This window comes from Paenarthrobacter sp. NPDC089988 (assembly GCF_044748465.1).
Lineage (GTDB): Bacteria > Actinomycetota > Actinomycetes > Actinomycetales > Micrococcaceae > Arthrobacter.
Window position 1 is genome coordinate 382,004 of sequence record NZ_JBIVGD010000001.1, and the last position, 22,370, is coordinate 404,373.

Below are 22,370 nucleotides of genomic sequence, written 5' to 3' on the forward strand. Positions count from 1 at the left end.
ACCGGAATGTACGTGGAACGGCCGGTTCATGGGACACTGGAGGATCAGATATGCGGTATGTCCTGCGCTGGCCCCTGCCCAGTGAACGGTGCAGCCGCGTGAATGCCGACAGTTAGGACCCTGCGTGTCTCCCATGGCCCGCACCGCACCGGTGCCCGCCGCAACAGATCCGGCCATCATCCGGAACTTCTGCATCATCGCCCACATCGACCACGGCAAGTCCACCCTGGCCGACCGCATGTTGCAGTTCACCGGCGTCGTTCAGCAGCGCGACATGAAGGCCCAGTATCTGGACCGCATGGACATCGAGCGTGAGCGCGGCATCACCATCAAGTCCCAGGCCGTCCGGATGCCGTGGGAGGTCGAAGGCACCGCGTACGCCCTGAACATGATCGACACCCCGGGCCACGTGGACTTCACGTATGAGGTTTCCCGTTCCCTCGCGGCCTGCGAAGGCGCCGTGCTCCTGGTGGACGCCGCCCAGGGCATCGAGGCGCAGACCCTGGCCAACCTGTACCTGGCCATGGAGAACGACCTCACCATCATTCCGGTCCTGAACAAGATCGACCTTCCCGCCGCCCAGCCGGAGAAGTACGCCGAGGAACTGGCGAACCTCATTGGCGGCGACCCGGAGGATGTCCTCAAGGTTTCCGGCAAGACCGGCGTGGGCGTCGAGGCCCTGCTGGACAGAATTGTCCGCGACATCCCGAACCCCGTGGGCAACGCGCAGGCACCCGCCCGCGCCATGATTTTTGACTCTGTCTACGACACCTACCGCGGCGTGGTGACGTACGTGCGGGTTGTTGACGGCCAACTGAGCCCGCGTGAGCGCATCCAGATGATGTCAACCAGGGCGAGCCATGAACTCCTGGAGATCGGTGTCAGCTCTCCTGAGCCGGTCCCGTCCAAGGGGTTGGGCGTCGGCGAAGTGGGTTACCTGATCACCGGCGTCAAGGACGTCCGCCAGTCGAAGGTGGGCGATACCGTCACCAACCTTGCCAAGCCGGCCACGGAGATCCTTGGCGGCTACCAGGACCCCAAGCCCATGGTGTTCTCCGGCCTCTACCCGTTGGATGGAACGGACTACCCCAACCTTCGCGAGGCTTTGGACAAGCTCAAGCTGAACGACGCCGCCCTGGTCTACGAGCCGGAAACGTCCGCCGCTTTGGGCTTCGGGTTCCGTGTCGGCTTCCTCGGCCTCCTCCACTTGGAGATTGTCCGGGAGCGCCTTGAACGCGAATTCAACCTGGACCTCATCTCCACGGCACCGAACGTCGTCTATGAAGTCACCCTCGAAGACAAGTCCATTGCCACCGTGACCAACCCTTCGGAGTTCCCCACCGGGAAGGTCAGCGAGGTCCGTGAACCGATGGTGGCGGCCACCATCCTGGCTCCCAACGAATTCGTGGGCGCCATCATGGAACTCTGCCAGAACAGGCGGGGCCAGATGCGGGGGATGGACTATCTGTCCGAGGACCGCGTTGAGATGCGTTACTGGATCCCGCTGGCTGAAATTGTGTTCGATTTCTTCGACCAGTTGAAGTCCAAGACGCGTGGCTACGCTTCCTTGGATTGGAAGGCCGACGGCGAACAGGTTGCCGACCTGGTGAAGGTGGACATCCTGCTGCAGGGTGAACAGGTTGACGCGTTCAGCGCCATCACGCACCGTGACAAGGCCTACGCCTACGGTGTGATGATGACCGGGAAGCTCCGTGAACTCATTCCCAGGCAGCAGTTCGAGGTTCCCATCCAGGCTGCGATCGGTTCCCGGATCATTGCCCGCGAAAACATCCGGGCCATCCGCAAGGATGTCCTTGCCAAGTGCTACGGCGGTGACATCACCCGTAAGCGCAAGCTGCTCGAGAAGCAAAAAGAAGGCAAGAAGCGCATGAAGATGGTTGGCCGTGTGGAAGTTCCGCAGGAGGCCTTCATCGCTGCCCTTACCACGGACGAATCGAAGGACAAGGCAAAGAAGTAGATGCCCAGCGTCCTGCCCCTGGGCGACCCCGCACCTGCGGACGGCATACTGCCTCCGCAGGTGCTGGACGGAATCGGACAGCGCGCGTTCGGCCTGTACGTCCACATTCCCTTCTGCGCGGTCCGCTGCGGTTACTGCGATTTCAACACCTACACCGCCACCGAACTGGGTGGCGGTGCGTCGCAGGATGCCTATGCCGGCACAGCCGTTGCCGAGGTGGATTTCGCGGTCCGCGCGCTGGAGGCTTCCGGCGTTCCATCCCGGCCCCTCAGTACCGTCTTCTTCGGCGGTGGCACCCCTACGCTGCTCCCGGCGGAAGACCTGGCACGGATCCTGCGTGCCGCCGTCGGGCACTGGGGAATTGAGCCGGACGCAGAGGTGACCACCGAGGCGAACCCGGATTCCGTCACCCCCGAGTCCCTCCAAGTGCTCGCGGATGCCGGGTTTACCCGCGTGTCCTTCGGCATGCAGTCCGCTGTGCCGCATGTCCTCAAGGTCCTTGACCGCACCCACACCCCCAGCAGGGTCCCGCTGGTGGTCCAGTGGGCACGGGAGGCGGGCCTCGCGGTAAGCCTCGACCTGATCTATGGCGCCCCGGGCGAATCCATGGACGACTGGCGGCTGTCCTTGGAAACCGCCCTTTCCTACAATCCGGACCACATCAGTGCGTACGCGTTGATCGTTGAGGACGGCACCAAACTCGCTGCCCAGATCCGGCGCGGGGAAGTGCCGGGAATCGACGACGACGACCACGCAGCAAAGTACGAGCTCGCCGACCAGCTGATTTCAGCGGCGGGCCTCACCTGGTACGAGGTCAGCAATTGGGCCCGGACTCCCGAACAGGCCTGCCGCCATAACCTCGCCTATTGGCGGGGCGATGACTGGTGGGGGATCGGACCCGGAGCCCACTCCCACGTTGGCGGTGTCCGGTGGTGGAACGTCAAGCACCCCACCGCCTACGCTTCACGGCTGGCAGCTGGAACGTCGCCTGCTGCGGGCAGGGAAACCCTCGACGCCGGTACGCGGGAGGTGGAGCGCATCATGCTTGAGGCGCGCCTCGGTTCGGGATTGGACGTGGATGCCTTGGACAAAGTGGGCAGGCACGCCATGGCCGGGCTGATTGCCGATGGCCTGGTGGATCCCGCTGCCGCCTTCAAGGGTCGTTTGCTGCTGACCCTCAAGGGCCGCTTGTTGGCGGACGCAGTGGTGCGCAGGATCCTGCCGGACTGACCGGCCCGGGCGCTATTTGATCCAGCGCAGGTTGAAGCGGTAGCGGTGGGGTTGGCCGTGGTTGACCCGGATGCCTGCGGAAACGGAGAAGCACGTAAGGGCCACCCAGATGGCCGTTGCGATGACCGCGAAGATGTTGCCCACAACCGGCAGCAGCACCAGGATGTTCGCCAGGACAGCGGCGATGGTGGGCGGAAGCGTGAAGTTCAAGGCTTCCTTGGACTCCTGTGCCGTGAATGGCCCACGCTCGCGGAAGATCAAGTAGATGAGCAATGACGGAAGGCAACCGAGGATTCCACCGAAGTGCGCCAACGTGGCCCACTGCCGGTCTTCGCTTGCCGTGAGGGGCAGTGCATTCGCAGGTGCACCATGGTACTGGGGCTGGCCTGCGGCCCTGCCCTGTTCTTCTGGAGCGTTCTCTGCCACGGTGTCTTCCCTTTGCTGTAAAAATGCGGTGTTGCTGTCCCAGAATACTGGGTCCGGACTCCCTGCAGGGACCATCCGCCCCCGAAACGGGCAGGTGTCCCGGCTCAGGGGGCGGTCAGGAAGTCGATGACTTCCTCCACGCGCCCCAGAAGGGAGGCTTCCAGGTCCGCGTAGGTACGTACTGCCCCGAGCAATCGCTGCCAGCCGAGCCCGATGTCCTCCGCCGTTTCGTGCGGCCAGCCGAAGGCCCGCAGGATTCCCGTCTTCCAGTCCGTGCCGCGAGGCACGGCAGGCCACTGTTCGATGCCCAGTACCTTGGGGCGGATCGCCTGCCACACATCGACGTAGGGGTGTCCCACGATCAATACGTTTCCCGCGGCTCCCGGTACCTGCATGGCCTGGGCGGCAATGCGGGACTCCTTCGAACCGGCCACCAAGTGGTCAACCAGGATACCGAGCTTGCGCTGCGGACCGGGTCCAAAGGCGGCGATGGCGGACCGGAGGTCGTCCACGCCATGGAGCGGCTCCACGACGATGCCTTCCACCCGGAGGTCGTCACCCCAGACCTTTTCCACGAGTTCGGCGTCGTGCTTGCCTTCCACCCAGATCCGGCTTGCCTTTGCCACTTGTGCGCGTTGGCCTTGGACTTTGACAGAGCCCGACGCCGTCCTGCCGGGCTGCACAGCGCCGGCCGGCTGCCTTGCGGCCGGAGGGAGCAGGCGGATGGCCTGGCCTTCCAGAAGGAAACCGAACCCCAGTTGGAAGGACCGGGTCTTGCCCCGTCGGTCCTCAAGCGACACGATGTGCATTCCGCCGGACTTCTCTACCCGGACGACCTCGCCCACCCACCCGGATTGGACGTCTTCCAGGACCATCCCGCGCTGGACAGGCACTTCGGGAAGCTTCTGTTTGACGGGTGCGGAAAGGTCCTGCGGACCCCAAGTGTCGAAAGCCAAGGACTTCATACCTCTTCGCGCTGGGTTTGATGGGCCGGTAACGGGTGGAGCCGGCTCCCCGGACGTCATCCGCGGGCGTTTTCAATGCTAGCAACGGGGTGGCCCATACTAGACTTGTTAGCACTTAGGCATGTTGAGTGCTAAAAGCCATGGTCAATCCGGGTCCATCCCACGCTGGGCAGCCCGGATTCGGAGCGTCGACAGGAGGTGTTGCACATGAGTGAGCCACGCAAGCTGGAAGTGTTGCGTGCCATCGTCGAGGACTACGTGCACTCACGGGAACCTGTCGGCTCCAAGGCACTGGTGGAGAGGCACCACCTCGGCGTTTCAAGTGCCACCATCAGGAACGACATGGCCGTCCTTGAAGAGGAAGGCCTCATCGCCGCCCCGCACACCAGCGCGGGCCGTATTCCCACGGACAAGGGCTACAGGTTGTTCGTGGACCGGATCTCCCAGGTGAAGCCGCTTTCGGCCGCCGAGCGTCGGGCCATCCATTCCTTGCTTGAAGGCCCCGACGATCTTGACGACATCCTGGAGCGGACAGTCCGGCTCCTGTCGCAGTTGACCAACCAGGTGGCAGTGGTGCAGTACCCGCACTCCAAGCGGGCCTTGGTCCGGCATGTGGAGTTCGTGCTGCTGGCACCCAAGCAGGTGCTGGTGGTCATGATCGCGGACACCGGCAGCGTGGGACAGAAAGTCATCGATGCCGGAACCGAGGTCACCAACGAGTCGTTGCTGGCCCTGCGGGCAAGGTTCCTGGGCAGCATTGCCGGCACCCCGCTGGAGCTGTTGCCGCAGGTGCTGCCCTCTGTTGTGGCCCTGTGCCGGCCGGAGCTTCGCGGGGTGGCGCAGGTCCTCGCCGCCGGACTCCAGTCCCTCAGCGATACCAGCCGCGAAGAGCGCATCCTGATGGCGGGCACGGCCAACCTGGCCCGCTCCAACGTGGACTTCCCCTTAAGCATCGGCCCGGTACTCGAGGCCCTTGAGGAACAAGTCGTGATGCTTCGGTTGTTGTCGGACATGGGCGATGATCCGCGAGGGGTCACCGTGAGCATCGGCCGGGAGAACCCGTACGACGGGCTCTCCGAGGCTTCAGTGGTCGCGACGGGTTACGGCTCCGGTGCCAAGGTAGGCATCCTGGGGCCCACCCGGATGGACTATCCCACCACCATGGCCGCTGTGCGCGCCGTGGCCCGTTACCTTTCCCGTATTCTCGGCGGCTGACACCAGCCACCGACGCAAGAACCGCAGGACAACAAGGAAGAGATACTGACTTTGAGCAGCCACTATGACGTTTTGGGAGTCTCCCCGGAAGCCACCGGAGAAGAGATCAAAAAGGCGTACCGCAAGTTGGCGCGAAAACTGCACCCGGACGTGAACCCGGGCGAGGACGTCGCTGAGCAGTTCAAGGCCGTGACGCACGCTTACGAAGTGTTGTCCGACCCGCAGAAACGCCGCGTGTACGACGCCACCGGCAATGAGAATGGAACCGACAACGGCTTCGGTGGCGGGTACTCCGGGCAGGGCTTTGCCTTCCAGGACATCTTCGATACCTTCTTTGGCGGTGGCGGCGGGGGACACGCAGGCCCTGCCTCACGGGTCCGGCGCGGCCAGGATGCCCTCATCAGCGTCCGCATCGATCTCAAGGACGCAGTCTTCGGCGTCAACAAGAAGCTCGAAGTCGATACGGCGGTTGTCTGCCCCACCTGTGATGGCAGCTGCTGCCGTCCCGGTACTCACCCTGAACGCTGCGACATCTGTGGTGGCAGCGGCCAGGTCCAGCGGGCAGTGCGCTCCATCCTGGGCCAGGTCATGACCACGGCCCCGTGTGGGTCCTGCGAAGGCTTTGGCACCATCATCAAGGACCCCTGCAACGAATGCAGTGGCCAGGGCCGCATCCGCAGCCGCCGCTCGCTGACCATCAAGGTGCCGGCGGGCGTGGCAACGGGAACGCGCATCCAGCTGTCCGGCCAGGGTGAGGCAGGTCCTGCCGGCGGCCCCGCCGGCGACCTCTACGTTGAGATCCGCGTCAACAGCGATTCCACGTACATCCGCGAAGGCGACGACCTGCACGCCACCCTGAGCGTGCCCATGACGGCCGCCGCCCTGGGAACGGAACTGACCCTGGAGACCTTCGATGGTGCCCAGGAAATCGACGTCAAGGCCGGTACGCAGTCTGGTGAAATCATTACCCTGCGCGGGCTGGGGGTTACCCATCTTCGTGGCTACGGCCGGGGAGACCTCAAGGTGCACTTGCATGTTGAGACGCCGGTCAAGCTGGATGCCGCGCAGGAAGACCTGCTGAGGCAGCTTGCGAAATTGCGCGGTGAGCAGTTCACGGAAGGCAAGCTCGTGGCCAGTGGCGGCATGTTCGCCAAGCTCCGGGACAAGCTCGGTAACCTGTAGCGGTGAGCAACCCCGTCTTCTTCACCCCTGCCGGGAGCCTGGACGGCCTGGGGCCCGGATCCGTGTTCATCCTCGAGGGTCCGGAAGCCCGCCACGCCGTGACAGTGAAGCGGTTGGCCGTCGGCGAATCCGTGGATCTCGCGGACGGGTCGGGCGCCCGGCTCACTGGCAAGGTGTCCGACGCCGGCCAAGGCTCGCTTTCGGTGACGGCAACGGACGTGGTCTTCGAGGAACAACCGCGGGTGCGGCTGGTGTTGGTGCAGGCACTGGCCAAGGGAGACCGGGACGAGCTCGCCATCGAGACCGCCACGGAACTCGGCATCGACGCTGTCATTCCCTGGCAGGCGGAACGTTCCATCGTGCGGTGGAAGGGCGACCGTGCGGCCAAGGCCCATGCAAAGTGGCAGTCAGTGGTCACGGCCGCTGCCAAGCAGGCCCGGCGCGCCTGGATCCCCGAGGTCAGGTCCATCGTGGACTCCGTATCGCTGGCCAAGGCAGTGGCTGGGGCAGACGTGGCCGTCATCCTCCATGAGGATGCAAAGAACGGATTACGGTCCGTCCTGGAAGACGCGGCCCAGCTGGCTGTTGCCGGCCCCGACGCGCCCCGGGAAGTCCTGCTGATCGTTGGACCGGAGGGTGGCATATCGCCGCGCGAAGTGACGCGCCTTAGTGATGCGGGTGCTGTGACGGCCCTGTTGGGCCACCATGTCTTGAGGTCATCGACGGCCGGGCCTGCCGCCGTCGTGCTGGCGAGCGATGTCCTGGGGCGCTGGCAGGAGGCTTGACCGAGGGCCGTCAGTTGACGTTGAAGAGCCTTGTGTCCAGCGTCGATTCGTCGGCCTGCCCGGAACTGTCCACCTGGGTCACGCGAAGCTCGTAGCGGCCGGGCTTCAGCGTGGCGCTGAAGGTGAAGACGCCGAATTGTCCCGGTTCACCGGTGGATTTCACCTGGCCGGTGAGCAGGCTGGTCCTGGTGCCGCCGTTGTCCTGCAGGATTTGCCAGTTCACGGGCATGGAGCTGTCCGTGCTGCGCCCGTTGAACTTGACGGCGCCCGCTGGCAACGTGGTGTCCTCCTGGGGGTCGATGATCCACAGGGGAGCCACCATCGAGGCGTCCCTGGCCATGGGTTGGCCGAGTTTCACTTGGCCGAAGGCCATGAAATCGGTGTGTCCATCCACCAGGATGACTACCTGGATCTGTTGCCCGGAGTTGATCAGTCCGGATGACGAGGCAGCGGCAGTGGCCGTATAGACCAACTGCTGGACCGCACGTTGGGCCATGCCGGCGTCGAGGTTCGAGTTGAAGGCGTCCCGCGAAATGTCCACGGTGATGACGTTCTTGCCGGAGATCGATGTGGCCAGGCTGCCGGGTTCCTGCCATGGGGTGAAGAAATCGTGGTCCAGCGGCTTCTCGGCCATCATGATGCGCAAGGCCGTGGTGACGGGGTTCTCGTCGCCGGAGATGTCCCGGAACTCGCGGTAGAGGTAGACGTTGTCCTTGCTGCGCCCGATCCAATAGACGGGGATCTTGGTGGAGGCCTGGGTGGTCTCCAACGGCGCGTTGCTCGCCGGGGCGTCCTGGACGCTGATGGCCGGGCTCGAGGTGGGCGCGGTGGTGCCGCCGTTGGCGATGCAGCCGGTCAGGAAAAGGACGGCAGCCATCGCGGGCGCGGCAACAGCGGACTTTGTCCGCTTGCGGGCGCCTTGCTGTGGGGTGGCTGACTGCGTGATGTGGGGTTTCCTTGCCTTGCTTCCGCCGGAGTGGGCGTCCGGTCCTGCGCGGGCGGACGTTTCACCCCGCCCTGCCAGCTTGGCACACGTCCGACGGCGGCTGGCCGGGTTTTGCCGGACCGGCACCAACTGAAACAGGATTGATACCGGCTTGATGCCGAGTTGAGACAAACTGCCGACGGCGCGGCGGCCACGTCCGGCCCATCGCGCGGTGGTGGCGTGGCAGTTCGGAGGGCGGCCTGCTGGCGTAGGATTGAAGGCATTCCGGCATATGGCCGGACCACGGTGGGCCCGGCGGCTGACCGGGGCAATGGCGTAAACCAACCGGAGGAGAACAGGCCGTACGGCCAGCACTATGAGTGAATCCCTGAATGGGCGGCTGCGGACCGGCAACGGGAACCCGGCGGCTACAGAGTTCCCGCACACCTTGCCGGGCACGCGCACGGAAATCGTCACGTTCGACAATTCAGACCAGATGGTTCACTCGCTGGGCAGCCACGACGAAGCCCTGCGTTACATCGAGGACCAGTTCCCGGACGTCAACTTCCATGTTCGGGGCAACGAGTTGTCCATGTCCGGTCCTTCAGCGGTGATCCCGCGGATCATGCGGCTTCTGGAAGAAGTGCGCGGACTCGTCGCAAAGGGCACCACCGTCACTCCGGACATCCTGCAGCAGCTCGTTTCCTTGCTGAGGGCGCAGTCCGTCCAGAACCCTGTCGACGTCCTGACGCACAACATCCTGTCCAGCCGGGGCAAGACCATCCGACCCAAGACGCTGAACCAGAAGAACTACGTCGACGCCATCGACGGGAACACCGTGATCTTCGGCATCGGTCCGGCCGGTACGGGCAAGACGTACCTGGCCATGGCAAAGGCCGTCCAGGCCTTGCAGAACAAGGAGGTCAGCCGGATTATCCTGACGCGTCCGGCCGTGGAAGCAGGGGAGCGGCTGGGCTTCCTTCCCGGTACCCTCAGCGACAAGATCGATCCCTACCTCCGTCCGCTGTACGACGCCTTGCACGACATGATGGACCCCGAGTCGATTCCCCGCCTCATGGCCGCCGGCACCATCGAAGTTGCCCCACTGGCCTACATGCGTGGCCGGACGCTCAACGATGCCTTCATCATCCTGGACGAGGCGCAAAACACCACTCCGGAGCAGATGAAGATGTTCCTGACGCGCCTTGGTTTCGGTTCCAAGATGGTAGTGACGGGAGACGTGACCCAGATTGACCTTCCCTTCGGGGCAACGTCCGGCCTGCGGATCGTCAGGGAGATCCTGACGGGCATCGACGACGTCAACTTCTCGATCCTGGAGGCGGCCGACGTCGTCAGGCACCGCCTCGTGGCAGACATTGTTTCTGCGTACAGCAAATGGGACGACGCCCACCGCCCGGCGACAGCGGGCACCCAGCACAAACGCGGAGAACACAAATGAGCATTGAGGTCAACAACGAATCCGGCGTGGTGGTGGACGAGGCCCGGTTGGTCACGTTGTCGCGCTTCATCTTCGAGCGTTTGTACATCCACCCCCAGGCCGAGTTGTCCATCCTGCTGGTGGACGAGGCGGCCATGGAGAAACTCCACATCGAACTCATGGATGAGCCAGGGGCCACGGATGTGCTGTCCGTGCCGATGGACGAGCTGACGCCGGGCACCCCGGACCGGCCCACACCCCAGGGCATGCTCGGCGATATTGCCATTTGCCCGCAGGTGGCCGAAGTCCAGGCGCGCAATGCGGGACACCCCACGCAGGACGAGATGCTGCTCCTGACCACCCACGGGATCCTGCACCTGCTCGGCTTCGACCACGCCGAGCCGGACGAGAAGGAAGAAATGTTCGGCTTGCAGCGCGAACTGCTGTCTGAGTTCCTGGGCAAGGATGCCCCCATGGAGACCATGCAGTGACCTCGCTCCTCCTGGTCGGCATGGCGCTGGTCTTCCTGAGCTTTGTCGCCCTACTGACGGCGGCCGAGGCCGCCTTCAATTTCCTGCCCCGGCACGAAGCTGAACAATCCGTGCACCGGAGCAAGGGCAAAGCGCTGGGGAGCATCCTCAAGAACCCCGTGGCGCACATCCGGGCGCTGCGCTTTTGGCGCGTATGGTTCGAAATGGCAGCTGCGGTGGCGGTCGCCGTCGTACTTCACAGCCTTCTGGACAACGTATGGCTCGCCGGGCTCGCAGCTACGGGCATCATGGCAGTCATAGGTTTTGTCCTGGTAGGGGTTTCGCCGCGGCAGCTGGGGAGGGCGCACTCAGGTCCGGTGGTGCGGTTCACGGCCCCGCTGATCCGGTTCCTCTGCTGGATACTTGGACCGATTCCCGGGTGGCTCGTTGCACTGGGCAGCGCGGTGGCCCCCGGCGCTCCAGGCGGCGACGATGCTTTCGTCAGCGAGGAAGAATTCCGCGAGTTCGTGGACCGCGCGGCCGAGTCGGACATGATCGAGGACAACGAGGCCGAACTCATCCACTCGGTGTTCGACTTTGGCGATACCTTGGTGCGGTCGGTCATGGTTCCCCGAACGGACATTGTCAGCATCGGTACCGGTTCCGGGCTGGAAGCGGCAATGGCCCTGTTTCTCCGCTCCGGCTATTCGAGGATCCCGGTCATCGGCGAGAACACCGACCAGATCCGCGGCATCCTCTACCTCAAGGACGTTGCGGCTGCGCTCCATCGCAGAGAGCACGGCCTGCAGCCGCACGACGTCGACTCGCTGGCCCGCGAGGTCCGGTACGTTCCGGAGTCCAAACCGGTAAGCGACCTCCTGAAGGAACTCCAGCAGGAATCGACGCACGTAGCCATCGTGATCGACGAGTACGGCGGCACGGCCGGCCTGGTGACCCTTGAGGACCTCATCGAGGAGATCGTTGGGGAAATCGTGGACGAGTACGACGCCGCTGCAGAAGAGGCTGTTGACCTTGGCGACGGGACCTACCGCGTCAGCGCCCGCATGAGCATCGACGATCTCGGCGAACTCTTCGACATGGACCTCGACGACGACGAGGTGGACACGGTGGGTGGACTCCTGGCGAAGGCGCTGGGCCAGGTGCCGATCGTGGGAAGTTCAGTGGAGGTGAACGGGGTGTCGCTCAGGGCCGATAGGCTTGAGGGTCGGCGAAACCGGGTCAGCCACATCATTGCGGCAGCAATGCCAAAAGAAGAAACTGACCTTGAAGACCTTCTCGACGAGGCCGGCACAACGCAACAGGGAGTTCCACGTGAGCAAGCAAAATAAGAAATTCGACGCCGAGGACGCATTCGGCGGCTTCCACGCCGGTTTCTCCGTCCTGGTTGGCCGCCCCAACGCCGGCAAGTCCACCTTGACCAATGCCTTGGTGGGGCAGAAGGTGGCCATCACATCGGCCAAACCGCAGACCACCCGGCACACGATCCGCGGCATCGTGCACCGGGAAGATGCCCAGCTCATCCTCGTGGATACTCCGGGACTCCACCGTCCCCGCACCCTTCTGGGCAAGCGGCTCAACGAGCTCGTGGCGGATACCCTGGCCGAGGTTGATGCCATTGGTTTCTGCCTTCCCGCGAACGAGAAGATCGGGCCTGGCGACAAGTACATCGCCGCCCAATTGGCGGGAGTGGGCCGCAAGCCCATCGTGGCGATCGTGACCAAGACCGATCTGGTGGACCGTCAGGCCCTGACCGAGCAACTGCTTGCTGTCGCCGAACTCGGAAGGGAAGTCCTCGGAGACCAAGGCTGGGCAGATATTGTCCCTGTCTCTGCCGCTGACGGATTCCAGGTCAGCACGGTGGCGGACGTCCTCATCGGGCATATGCCGCCGTCTCCGCCGCTCTACCCGGACGGCGAACTGACCGACGAACCTGAAGCAGTCATGATTGCCGAACTGATCCGCGAGGCCGCACTCGAAGGTGTCCGCGACGAACTTCCACACTCGTTGGCCGTGGTGGTTGAGGAGATAGTTCCCCGTGAGGGCCGGACTGAGGACAATCCCCTGCTGGATGTCCGCGTTAATCTCTACGTGGAGCGTCCCTCGCAGAAGGCCATCATCATTGGCAAAGGCGGTAGCCGGTTGCGCGAGGTGGGCACCAACGCACGCAAGGGTATAGAAACCCTGCTGGGCACTCGCATCTACCTGGATTTGCATGTCAAAGTCGCCAAAGACTGGCAGCGGGACCCCAAGCAATTGGTGAAGCTGGGCTTCTGATTGGCTCTACGCTTCGGCGTGGTCCGTGCATGGATAAGCAAGTTCACAGAAACGGCCACTATGATTGCGGAGATTCACCTGTTTGAGGAAAGGTAACCGAATAGTGCGACGTCGTGAAGCCCACGCCCAGGGCACCGGCACCGCTGCTCCCGGTGAGGCGCGCCATGGTGGGGGTCCCGAAGGAACTCCCCGCCACATGAACGCGCCCAAAGGGCTGCCCGTGTGGCTGAAAATCGTCACCGGAGTTGTTTCCGTGGCTTTGGTGGCCGGCGTAGCTTTCGCGGCATTCTGGTTTATCCGGCTCCAGAGCAACATCACCAAGGCCCCGCTGAGCGCCGGCGACGAGCGGGTTTCCGGCGACGCCACAGTCAACGACAAGTCCGACAGGCTCCAGATCCTCATCCTGGGATCCGACACCCGGGACGGCAAGAACGCGCAATACGGCACGTCTGAGGATTCCACAGGCTACGGCCACTCGGACGTCATGATGTTGCTGGACATTTCCGCCGACAACAAGCGGGTCAGCGTCATGAGCTTCCCGCGTGACCTGCTGGTCGACGTGCCGCAATGCACCGACCGCACCAACAACCAGACCTTCCCCGCGCGCAGCGGCGTCATGATCAATGCCGCCATGGCGGAAGCCGGGATCGGTTGCGCCGTGGATACGATCAACAAGCTCACGGGCCTCACCGTGGACCACTTCATGATGGCAGACTTCAACGCGGTCAAGGAGTTGTCCAAGGCCGTTGGCGGAGTGGACGTCTGTGTGAGCGACCCCGTCTTCGACCCCGACTCCGGCCTTCGCCTGGCCAAGGGCAACTCGCAGGTTGAAGGGGAGCAGGCACTGGCCTTCCTCCGCACCCGCCACGCCTTCGGTGACGGCGGTGACCTTGGCCGCATCAAGGGACAACAGGCCTTCCTTTCTTCCTTGACCCGGAAGTTGAAGTCCGAAGGCACCTTGGCCAACCCGCAGCGCCTGCTGCAGATTGCCGACGTGGTGACGCAGAACCTCACGGTGGACGAAGGCTTGGCCTCAGTCCCCACGTTGCTGACCATCGGCGGCCGATTGAAGGACATTGATGTCTCCAAGGTGGCGTTTGTGTCTGTCCCCACGCAGCCGGCGGCCCTTGATCCCAACAGGCTTGAGTTGGTGGAACCACAGGCCTCGCAACTCTTCGCTGCCCTCCGCGCGGACCTTGACCTGACCAACCCGGGAGCTACATCGAGTCCTTCGGCAACGCCTTCCGCGACGGACACGGCGTCGGCCGCACCCACTACGGTTGCGCCTCCGGCGCCGGCGTACAACAAGGCCATCCAGCCTGTTTCCGTGGCTAATGGCAGTGGCGTGGGTACGCGGGCCCAGGAAATCATGTCCGTTATGACCGGCAACGGATTCACCCAGGCGGTGTCCTACCTGGCGAACCCGGTGGAACAGACGGTCGTCTACTACGGTGCCGACTTCGCCGACGTGGCTACGGACGTGGCGGCGCTGTTCGGGATCCCTGCAACCCAGGTCAAACAAGCCGCGGGCGTTTCCGGAGTGCAGGTTTACGTGGGTACCGACTTTGCAAGTGGTACCGCGTATGGTGCGGCTTCGGTTCCCACGGATGTTGTGAACCAGACGGCCAAGGATGCCGTGTGCCAGCAGGTGAACCCCCTCTACATCACTCAATAGCTTCCGCCAGCAAAATGGCAGTGGCCGGGCCCCTGGTGGGGCCCGGCCACTGTGCTTCGCAGACGGTTACCAGATACTGACGCGCTCCGCGGGTTCCATCCACATGGTGTCCTGCTCCCGGACATCGAAGGCTTCGTGGAAGGCGTTGAGGTTCCGGGCGATCGCGTTGGTCCGGAATTCGTTGGGGGAGTGGGGATCGGTGGCGAGGCGTCGGATGGCTTCCTCGGTACGGATCACTTGGCGCCATCCCGCTGCCCAGGACATAAAGAAGCGCTGCTGCCCGGTGAAACCATCGATCACCTCCGGCTCGGTACCGTCGAGGCTGAGAAGGTAGGCCTTGTAGGCGATGGTGAGTCCGCCGAGGTCGCCAATGTTTTCGCCCAGCGTCAGTTTGCCGTTCACCTTGTGGTCCGGTGCAGCGTATGGGGACAGGGCATCGTACTGCTCTACCAGCTTGGCGGTGCGGGTCTCGAACGCGGCCCGGTCCTCTTCGGTCCACCAGTTGCGCAGGGCGCCACTGCCGTCGAACTGGGACCCCTGATCGTCAAAACCGTGGCCGATCTCGTGGCCGATCACTGCACCGATGCCGCCGTAGTTCACAGCGTCGTCGGCGTCCGCGTTGAAGAATGGCGGTTGCAGGATGGCTGCGGGGAAGACGATTTCGTTCAGCATCGGGTGGTAGTAGGCGTTGACCGTCTGCGGCGTCATGAGCCATTTGTTGAGGTCCACCGGCTTGCCGATTTCATCCAGGTGGCGGTCGATGTCTGCGTCGTGTGCGCGCTCCACATTGCCCAGGAGGTCATGGGGGTCGATCTCAACGGCGGAGTAGTCGATCCACTTCTCGGGGAAGCCAATCTTGGGGCGGAAGGCTTCCAGTTTCTTCAGGGCCTCCGCCTTGGTCGCCTCGCCCATCCACTCAAGGGAGGAAATGCTGGTGCGGTAGGCCTCGATCAGGTTTGAAACCAGGGTTTGCATCCGTGCTTTGTGGCCTTGCGGGAAATGCCGTTCAACGTAGATCTGGCCCACCGCTTCACCCAGAGCGGACTCCACCACCGCCACGCCACGCTTCCAGCGTTCCTTGTTTTGCGGAGTGCCGCTGAGCGTGGTGCCGTAGAAGTCGAAGTTCGCATCAACGAACTCAGCGGACAGGTAGGGCGCAGCCGAGCCGAGGACACGTAGGGTGAGCCATTCCTTCCACGTCCCAAGCTCGGCCGACTCCAGCAGTCCGGCGGCGCCGGCAAAGAAGTCGGGCGTGCTGACCACGATTTCCGTGCGTTTCCCTTCGTCAATGCGGGCTGCTTCGAACCACGTATTGAGCAGGGGGAAGAGGTCGGCCGCCTCTTTGGCGGTCTTGAGGTTGTAGGTTTTCTGCGGATCCCGCAGCGTGACGTTGTCCCAGTGATGGGAGGCGAGCGATGTCTCCAGGGCAACGATTCGGCCTGCGGCCGCTTCGGCATCCGGTACGCCGGCCAGGCTGAAGAGCTTCGAAATGTACTCACCGTAGGCGGTGACGATGGGGGCGAATTTCCCGTCACGGTAGTAGGACTCGTCCGGCAGGCCCAAGCCGCCCTGGCTGATGTACAGGACGATGCGCTCGGGATTGCCGGCATCCGGGGCGGGGTAGATACCGAAGAGCCCCGAGACATCGGAGCGGAACAACCGTCCGATCAGGGCAACGAGGTCACTGCTCGAGGACACCGCGCGGACATCCTCGAGGCGGCCGCGAATGGGGTCCAGCCCCTTGGCCTCAGCGGCCGCCTCGTCCATGAAGCTTGCGTAGAGTCCGCCGACTTTCCGTTCGACGCCGGTCGCGGCCTCGCCCTTGCCCGCAGCTTCTTCGATGATCGCCTTTACTGCCAGTTCCGCTTCATCGCGCAGGGCGGTAAAAGTGCCTTCCAACGGGCGGTCGTCCGGAATGGTTGTGCTGTTAAGCCAGGCTCCGTTGACGTGCTGGTAAAGATCGTCCTGCGGCCGGACGTTGTGATCGATGTTGGAAAGAGTGATCCCCGACTGTGGCACTGTGGCTCCTTGGATGGACGCTGCAGCCGGCGTTGCCACCGTCGCGGCGTCTGCATAGTGGACGTTGCATTGGGTGTTGCAATGTCATCATACGCACCGTGTTACTGTGAACTTGTGCGTGCGGAGATGCTTCTTCTTAGCTGCCGCGGCGAGGCCTGATAGCTGATTGAAAGCTGGGCCATCCTCGCCGCGGAGTTTCGGTGTGCCCGGCTAAGCTTTCACTTAGTTCTTAGAGAAAAGGCCACACGTCATGCGCAACGCACAAAAGCCCTCCGGTATGCCGATTCACCGCTACCTGCCGTTCCAGGACCAGATCACCGTTGAAGTCCCGGACCGCACGTGGCCGGACAAGGTCATTACCAAAGCTCCCCGCTGGTGCGCCGTCGACCTCCGGGACGGCAACCAGGCCCTGATCGATCCCATGAGCCCGGCCCGCAAGCTGAAGATGTTCCAGTTGCTGGTGAAGATGGGTTTCAAGGAGATCGAGGTCGGATTCCCTTCGGCCTCGCAAACCGACTTCGACTTTGTCCGCCAGCTGATCGAAGGCGGACATATTCCGGACGACGTCACCATCCAGGTGCTGACCCAGGCGCGCGAGCACCTCATCGAGCGGACGTACGAATCCCTGGTTGGCGCCAAGCAGGCGATCGTGCACCTCTACAACTCCACGTCCGTGCTGCAGCGCCGTGTGGTTTTCAACCAGGATGAGGACGGAATCCTGGACATCGCCTTGCAGGGCGCGCGGCTGTGCAAGAAGTACGAAGAGACCCTCACGGATACGCACATCACCTACGAGTACTCGCCTGAGTCCTTCACGGGAACCGAGCTGGAGTACGCGGCCCGCGTGTGCAATGCCATCGCGGATGTCTTCGAAGCCTCGGCGGACAAGCAAGTGATCATCAACCTGCCGGCCACGGTAGAGATGGCAACGCCGAATGTCTACGCCGATTCGATTGAGTGGATGCACCGGAACCTGCACCCGCGTGAGGGCATCATTATTTCGCTGCACCCGCACAACGACCGCGGCACTGGCGTGGCTGCGGCCGAGCTGGGCTACCTGGCCGGCGCGGACCGGATTGAGGGTTGCTTGTTCGGCAACGGCGAACGGACGGGCAATGTGGACCTGGTGACGCTGGGCTTGAACATGTTCGTCCAGGGGATCGACCCCATGATCGATTTTTCCGACATCGACGAGGTGCGCCGCACGGTCGAGTACTGCAACCAGCTGCCGGTTCCGGAGCGCGCGCCCTACGGTGGCGACCTCGTGTTCACGGCTTTCTCCGGTTCGCACCAGGATGCCATCAAGAAGGGCTTCGAAGCCCTGGAGAAGGACGCCGCCGCAGCGGGGGTTCCGGTCAAGGATTTCACGTGGCAGGTTCCGTACCTGCCGATCGATCCCAAGGACCTCGGCCGCAGCTACGAGGCCGTTATCCGCGTCAACTCCCAGTCCGGCAAGGGCGGCGTAGCCTACCTGCTGAAGAACGAGCACAACCTCGACCTGCCACGCCGGGCGCAAATTGAGTTCTCGGGTGTGATCCAGCGTCGCACCGACGCTGTTGGCGGCGAAGTCAGTGGTGCCCAGCTGTGGCAGATTTTCCAGGACGAGTACCTGCCCTCGGACGAGGAGCAGTCGCAGTGGGGCCGTTACTCCCTGGGCAGCGTCAGCACGGAGACGGACGAGTCCGGCGCCATGACCATGAACGCCAACCTGCGCATTGACGGCGTCGAAGTACGACGGACCGGGCACGGCAATGGCCCCATCGCCGCGTTCCTGGACATCCTGCACCATGACGGCGTGGACGTCCGCGTCCTGGACTACAGCGAACATGCATTGTCCGAAGGCGGCAGCGCCAGCGCCGCTGCCTACGTTGAGTGCGCAGTGGGCGAGCGGGTCCTGTGGGGTGTGGGGATCGACCCCAGCACCACCACCTCCTCGCTCAAGGCCCTGATTTCGGCAGTGAACCGGGCTGTCCGGGACGCGCAGGCCTAACCGGATCCGTGGGGTGACGGGAAATACCGTCACCCCACGGCTTGGCGGTGCTCCCGGAAGCCGCCGCAATGCGAAGATTAGATGTGGCCAATCCATCGTCTTTCGCAGCCCGGTCGTACCGGGACGATGCTGTGGTGCTCCGTACCCACAAGCTCGGTGAGGCTGACCGGATCATCACGCTGCTCACCAAGCACCATGGGCAGGTCCGGGCGGTGGCCAAGGGCGTGCGCCGGACCAGCAGCCGATTCGGAGCCCGGCTTGAACCCTTCATGGTGGCCGACCTGCAGTTGGTGTCCGGCCGTACCCTGGACATCGTGACGCAAGCGGTGGCCAAGGGTGCCTACGGCAGCAGCATCGCTTCGGACTATGGCCGCTTCACGGTGGCCGCTGCCATGACCGAGACGGCAGAGAAGCTGACCGACGTCGACGCCGAATCAGGCACAGCCCAGTACAACCTGCTGGTGGGTGCCTTGGCAGCGCTGAGCCGTTCGGAGCATCCTCCGGAACTCATCCTGGACTCCTACCTCCTGCGGGCCTTGGCCACGGGCGGCTGGGCGCCCAGTTTCACCGATTGTGCCCGGTGTGGAACCCCGGGTCCGCATACGGCCTTCGCCGCGCCCTTGGGCGGGATGGTCTGTGGCGACTGCCGTCCGCCGGGATCACCGGCGCCTGCCCCTGAGACGGTGGTGCTTCTCGGTGCCCTGTTGACGGGGAACTGGGGTGTGGCCGACGGCTCCGACCCCCGGCACCGCAGGGAAGCGGCAGGCCTGGTGGCGGGCTATCTGCAATGGCATTTGGAACGCGCCGTGAAATCCCTCAAACATGTGGAGCGAAGCTAGCAGTGGTACTTGGTAAGAAGAGCAAAACACCCGCCCGGACCGCGCCGGTCACGGCACCCTACGCCCACCCCTCGGGAGCAGTTCCACCGGAAATTCCACAAGAGCTCGTTCCGCAGCACGTGGCCATTGTCATGGATGGAAACGGCCGTTGGGCGAACCAGCGCGGGCTTCCCCGCATCGAGGGGCACAAGGCCGGAGAACCGGCCCTCCTCGACGTTATGGCCGGAGCGATCGAGCTCGGCATCAAATACGTCAGCGTCTACGCTTTTTCCACGGAGAACTGGCGGCGGTCGCCCGAAGAAGTCCGCTTCCTCATGGGATTTAACAAGGACGTGCTACGGCGCCAGCGGAACCAGCTCGACGAATGGGGAGTCAGGATCCGCTGGGCGGGACGCAAGCCTAGGCTCTGGGGCTCGGTGATCCGTGAATTGGAAGAAGCGGAGGACTACACGCGGGGCAACGACACCTGCACGTTGACCATGTGTGTTAATTACGGTGGCCGGGCAGAAATTGCCGACGCCGTATCCGCCATCGCCCAGGACGTGGCGGCGGGCGTCCTGAAGCCAGGCTCCGTGACCGAAAAGACCATCCAGAAGTACCTGGATGAGCCGGATCTCCCCGACGTGGATCTTTTCCTGCGCAGCTCCGGCGAACAGAGGTTGTCCAACTTCCTGCTGTGGCAGTCGGCCTACGCAGAGTTCGTCTTCATGGACACACTCTGGCCCGATGTGGACAGGCGGACCCTCTGGGACGCCGTGGAGATCTATGCCAAGCGCGATCGCCGCTACGGTGGTGCAGTGGATGCGGCACCCTCGGCTACGTAGCGGGGTTGTGCTATTTCAATAGGGATAGGACGCCAACCACACAGCCACATCCCGGTATGCCTGTTGTCGGATGGTCCTGCGCGACAGGAAAACATCGTGGAGCGCACCGGGGTACCGGAACACCGCCGTGCGCCGGCCGAGGCCCAGGGCGCGCCTTGACGTTTCCTCCACATCGATCACGGCGTCGGCGCGCATGAGCTCGGCTGTCCATTCGGCCTGGATCCTGGTGCGCCCGGACAGCAGGACCAGGACGGGTGCGTCGATGTTGAGTTTCCGCTCCACCGCACTGTGCCCGGCCAGGACGGCCTTGGTCCAGCCTGCCCTGATCGGGAACGATGCCCGGGGGCGCCACACAGGATCCAACAGCCACTCTCCGTGGGCATCGCTGCTGACACTTTCCCAGTAGGCGGGCATATCAGGGAACCGGAAGGGCCGCTTCGGGTCCGTGCGCGCGAACGGCTCAATCAGGTGCATGGCTATGCTGCGTACCAGGCTGCTGCCCTGGAGCTCCAACCATGGGGAATTCAACACGAGCGTCCCGATGCGGCCCGGATTGCGGTCCGCCCACAATGCCGCGATCAGGCCGCCCAGGGAGTGGGCGATCATATGCACGGTTGGCGGAACAGGGTTGCCGGTCCGCGAGGCCACGTCAACTTCGATTTCGTCCAGCGCGGCACTGATGTCGTTGTCGTAGACAGCCAGGTCCGATGTGTACCCGGGAGTTTGACCCGGAAGCAGGCTCCGGCCGAACTTGCGGAGATCGAGGGCGTAAAAGTGGAATCCCGAGGCGGTGAGGTACTCGGCCAATTCGGTTTGCAGAAAGTAATCGGCCCAACCGTGCAGGTAAAGGATCGCGCGTGGAGCCGCTGAAGGATCGGGTAGGACGTGGCGGCGCTTGCGTCGCGCGAAGCCCTGGAAAAAGTCCAGGATGCCGTGCGGCAGGGGCGCGGCCGGCTCCGGAAGATAGCGGACCAGGGTTGCTTTGACCTCGCCTTCCTCGTCCGTCCCCAGGGGAAGGTCGAGGCGTTGGTAGCCACCGCCGAGGATGTCCGGTTGCCAGGTGCCTACTGATTCTTCCGTGGTGGTCATGTATCCCCTTCCCCCTGGCTGACAGATGTGTTCTCCTCCATGAAACCGTGGATCCACCGTGCCAGCCGTGAGTACGCCTCGGCGCGTACCTTCGGCGCGGAGAGGAAGACGTCATGGAGTCCGCCGTCCACCCGTTCCAACGTGACGCTCTGTCCAAGTGCCATGGCCCGCACGGCGATGATGTCCACGTCCAGGACGGCATCTGAGCGGCGCATCGACTCCTGCCACACCATGCCGTTGGCGCTGGCGGCAGACGTGAGGACCAGCACAGGAATATCCAGCCCCAACCCGCGGGCCACCCGTGTATGGCCGTCGAGGACGGCCCGGAGCCATCCTGCGCGGACCGGAAAGGCGAGTGGCGGCCTGTACTGTTCGTCAAGGGGCCATTCCCCCTCGGCAGTACTGCTGATGCTCCGGAAGTAGAAGCCCCGCTCCGGGAGCTTCAACACCATTTCAGGGCGCAGCCGGGCCAGTGGATGCACCATGGCCTGCGCGGCCCGGCGCACCACCGAATTCCCGTGCATCTCCAGCCAGGGGCTATTGAGGATCAAGTACTGTATCGCGCCGGGATGCCGGCTGGCCCACAGCGCGGCGATGAGGCCACCGGTCGAGTGGCCCATGAGCGCCACGTTGTGCCCATTCCGGGCCGCGGGGTCGTTGTGGATGACGTCCAGGGCCTGCTGGATCTCGGCGTCGTAGTCGCAAAGGTCGGCAACGTAGCCGCCGGTGGTATCGGTCCCCAGGCTTCGGCCGTGGTTGTGCATGTCAAGGGCATAGAACCCGTATCCCAGGCGGGCCCAGAACTGCGCCAGTTCAACGTTGAAGAAGTAGTCACTCCACCCATGCAGGAAAAGCACGGCCCCGCGACCCTCCCGGGCAGCGGCCTGCCCCGTACCGTCGTCGGGAACCGTATCCGGCCTGTGACGCACCAAGGTGGCCCGTCGGCTTACGCCGCCGGGTCCGTGGGCCTGGATGCTGCAGGACTGGAAGTCCGGGCCGAGGATGTCCGTTGACCACTCCATGGC

The 22,370-nt window shown here is 63.8% G+C and carries 19 protein-coding genes; 13 read left to right on the forward strand and 6 right to left on the reverse strand.

Annotation, left to right across the window (positions count from 1 at the left end; translation table 11 throughout):
- Positions 1–124: 124 nt before the first annotated feature.
- Complete coding sequence (lepA, locus tag ACIPV6_RS01820; RefSeq protein ID WP_400269258.1) at positions 125–1,978, forward strand: translation elongation factor 4; 1,854 nt, start codon at positions 125–127, stop codon at positions 1,976–1,978.
- A complete protein-coding gene (gene hemW, locus ACIPV6_RS01825) occupies positions 1,979–3,208 on the forward strand; it encodes a radical SAM family heme chaperone HemW (RefSeq protein ID WP_400269259.1) in 1,230 nt (409 codons plus the stop codon).
- 12 nt (positions 3,209–3,220) lie between these two features.
- Here hemW and ACIPV6_RS01830 read toward each other — a convergent pair whose 3' ends face one another.
- Both ACIPV6_RS01830 and ACIPV6_RS01835 read right to left on the reverse strand, forming a co-directional pair.
- A complete protein-coding gene (locus ACIPV6_RS01830; RefSeq protein WP_387437228.1) occupies positions 3,221–3,634 on the reverse strand; it encodes a DUF4870 domain-containing protein in 414 nt (137 codons plus the stop codon).
- A gap of 104 nt (positions 3,635–3,738) precedes the next feature.
- Positions 3,739–4,590 (reverse strand): DUF3097 domain-containing protein, encoded by an 852-nt coding sequence (locus ACIPV6_RS01835; protein WP_400269260.1) that lies wholly within the window; start codon positions 4,588–4,590, stop codon positions 3,739–3,741.
- A 216-nt stretch (positions 4,591–4,806) separates the two neighbouring features.
- Here ACIPV6_RS01835 and hrcA point away from each other — a divergent pair, with 216 nt between their 5' ends.
- The 3 genes from hrcA to ACIPV6_RS01850 are packed head-to-tail and all read left to right on the forward strand — an operon-like array spanning position 4,807 to position 7,781.
- A complete protein-coding gene (gene hrcA / locus ACIPV6_RS01840) occupies positions 4,807–5,814 on the forward strand; it encodes a heat-inducible transcriptional repressor HrcA (protein WP_400269261.1) in 1,008 nt (335 codons plus the stop codon).
- A gap of 51 nt (positions 5,815–5,865) precedes the next feature.
- Positions 5,866–6,996, forward strand: a complete 1,131-nt coding sequence (dnaJ, locus tag ACIPV6_RS01845) for a molecular chaperone DnaJ (protein ID WP_400269262.1) — start codon at positions 5,866–5,868, stop codon at positions 6,994–6,996.
- Between the two features lie 2 nt (positions 6,997–6,998).
- Positions 6,999–7,781, forward strand: a complete 783-nt coding sequence (locus tag ACIPV6_RS01850; protein ID WP_400269263.1) for a 16S rRNA (uracil(1498)-N(3))-methyltransferase — start codon at positions 6,999–7,001, stop codon at positions 7,779–7,781.
- A 10-nt stretch (positions 7,782–7,791) separates the two neighbouring features.
- On the opposite strand, the gene ACIPV6_RS01855 is transcribed toward ACIPV6_RS01850, so the two are convergent.
- On the reverse strand, positions 7,792–8,658 hold the full coding sequence (locus ACIPV6_RS01855) for a GerMN domain-containing protein (RefSeq protein ID WP_400269513.1): 867 nt from the start codon (positions 8,656–8,658) through the stop codon (positions 7,792–7,794).
- 424 nt (positions 8,659–9,082) lie between these two features.
- Here ACIPV6_RS01855 and ACIPV6_RS01860 point away from each other — a divergent pair, with 424 nt between their 5' ends.
- The 5 genes from ACIPV6_RS01860 (at position 9,083) to ACIPV6_RS01880 (ending at position 14,584) form a co-directional block, all read left to right on the forward strand.
- Positions 9,083–10,165, forward strand: a complete 1,083-nt coding sequence (locus tag ACIPV6_RS01860) for a PhoH family protein (RefSeq protein WP_400269264.1) — start codon at positions 9,083–9,085, stop codon at positions 10,163–10,165.
- Positions 10,162–10,635, forward strand: coding sequence for an rRNA maturation RNase YbeY (ybeY, locus tag ACIPV6_RS01865; RefSeq protein ID WP_400269265.1), 474 nt, complete (start codon positions 10,162–10,164; stop codon positions 10,633–10,635). Before ACIPV6_RS01860 ends, ybeY begins: the two co-directional genes overlap by 4 nt.
- Complete coding sequence (locus tag ACIPV6_RS01870; RefSeq protein ID WP_400269266.1) at positions 10,632–11,963, forward strand: hemolysin family protein; 1,332 nt, start codon at positions 10,632–10,634, stop codon at positions 11,961–11,963. The genes ybeY and ACIPV6_RS01870 overlap by 4 nt, the downstream gene beginning before the upstream one ends.
- Positions 11,947–12,909: a GTPase Era gene (era, locus tag ACIPV6_RS01875; RefSeq protein ID WP_400269267.1), complete on the forward strand. Its 963-nt coding sequence runs from the start codon at positions 11,947–11,949 to the stop codon at positions 12,907–12,909. Before ACIPV6_RS01870 ends, era begins: the two co-directional genes overlap by 17 nt.
- 196 nt (positions 12,910–13,105) lie before the next feature.
- Positions 13,106–14,584 carry an LCP family protein gene (locus ACIPV6_RS01880; RefSeq protein WP_400269268.1) on the forward strand — a complete coding sequence of 493 codons (1,479 nt, stop codon included), beginning with the start codon at positions 13,106–13,108 and terminating at the stop codon, positions 14,582–14,584.
- A gap of 66 nt (positions 14,585–14,650) precedes the next feature.
- Here ACIPV6_RS01880 and ACIPV6_RS01885 read toward each other — a convergent pair whose 3' ends face one another.
- Positions 14,651–16,603, reverse strand: coding sequence for a M13 family metallopeptidase (locus tag ACIPV6_RS01885; protein WP_400269269.1), 1,953 nt, complete (start codon positions 16,601–16,603; stop codon positions 14,651–14,653).
- A gap of 250 nt (positions 16,604–16,853) precedes the next feature.
- Here ACIPV6_RS01885 and leuA point away from each other — a divergent pair, with 250 nt between their 5' ends.
- The 3 genes from leuA (at position 16,854) to ACIPV6_RS01900 (ending at position 20,256) form a co-directional block, all read left to right on the forward strand.
- A complete protein-coding gene (gene leuA, locus ACIPV6_RS01890; RefSeq protein ID WP_400269270.1) occupies positions 16,854–18,593 on the forward strand; it encodes a 2-isopropylmalate synthase in 1,740 nt (579 codons plus the stop codon).
- Between the two features lie 68 nt (positions 18,594–18,661).
- Positions 18,662–19,432: a DNA repair protein RecO gene (recO, locus tag ACIPV6_RS01895; RefSeq protein WP_400269271.1), complete on the forward strand. Its 771-nt coding sequence runs from the start codon at positions 18,662–18,664 to the stop codon at positions 19,430–19,432.
- A gap of 2 nt (positions 19,433–19,434) precedes the next feature.
- The gene (locus ACIPV6_RS01900; protein ID WP_400269272.1) at positions 19,435–20,256 is read left to right on the forward strand and encodes an isoprenyl transferase; all 822 of its coding nucleotides are present in this window, start codon (positions 19,435–19,437) and stop codon (positions 20,254–20,256) included.
- 15 nt (positions 20,257–20,271) lie between these two features.
- On the opposite strand, the gene ACIPV6_RS01905 is transcribed toward ACIPV6_RS01900, so the two are convergent.
- Complete coding sequence (locus tag ACIPV6_RS01905) at positions 20,272–21,345, reverse strand: alpha/beta hydrolase (protein WP_400269273.1); 1,074 nt, start codon at positions 21,343–21,345, stop codon at positions 20,272–20,274.
- The gene (locus tag ACIPV6_RS01910; protein WP_400269274.1) at positions 21,342–22,367 is read right to left on the reverse strand and encodes an alpha/beta hydrolase; all 1,026 of its coding nucleotides are present in this window, start codon (positions 22,365–22,367) and stop codon (positions 21,342–21,344) included. Before ACIPV6_RS01910 ends, ACIPV6_RS01905 begins: the two co-directional genes overlap by 4 nt.
- Between the last annotated feature and the right edge of the window lie 3 nt (positions 22,368–22,370).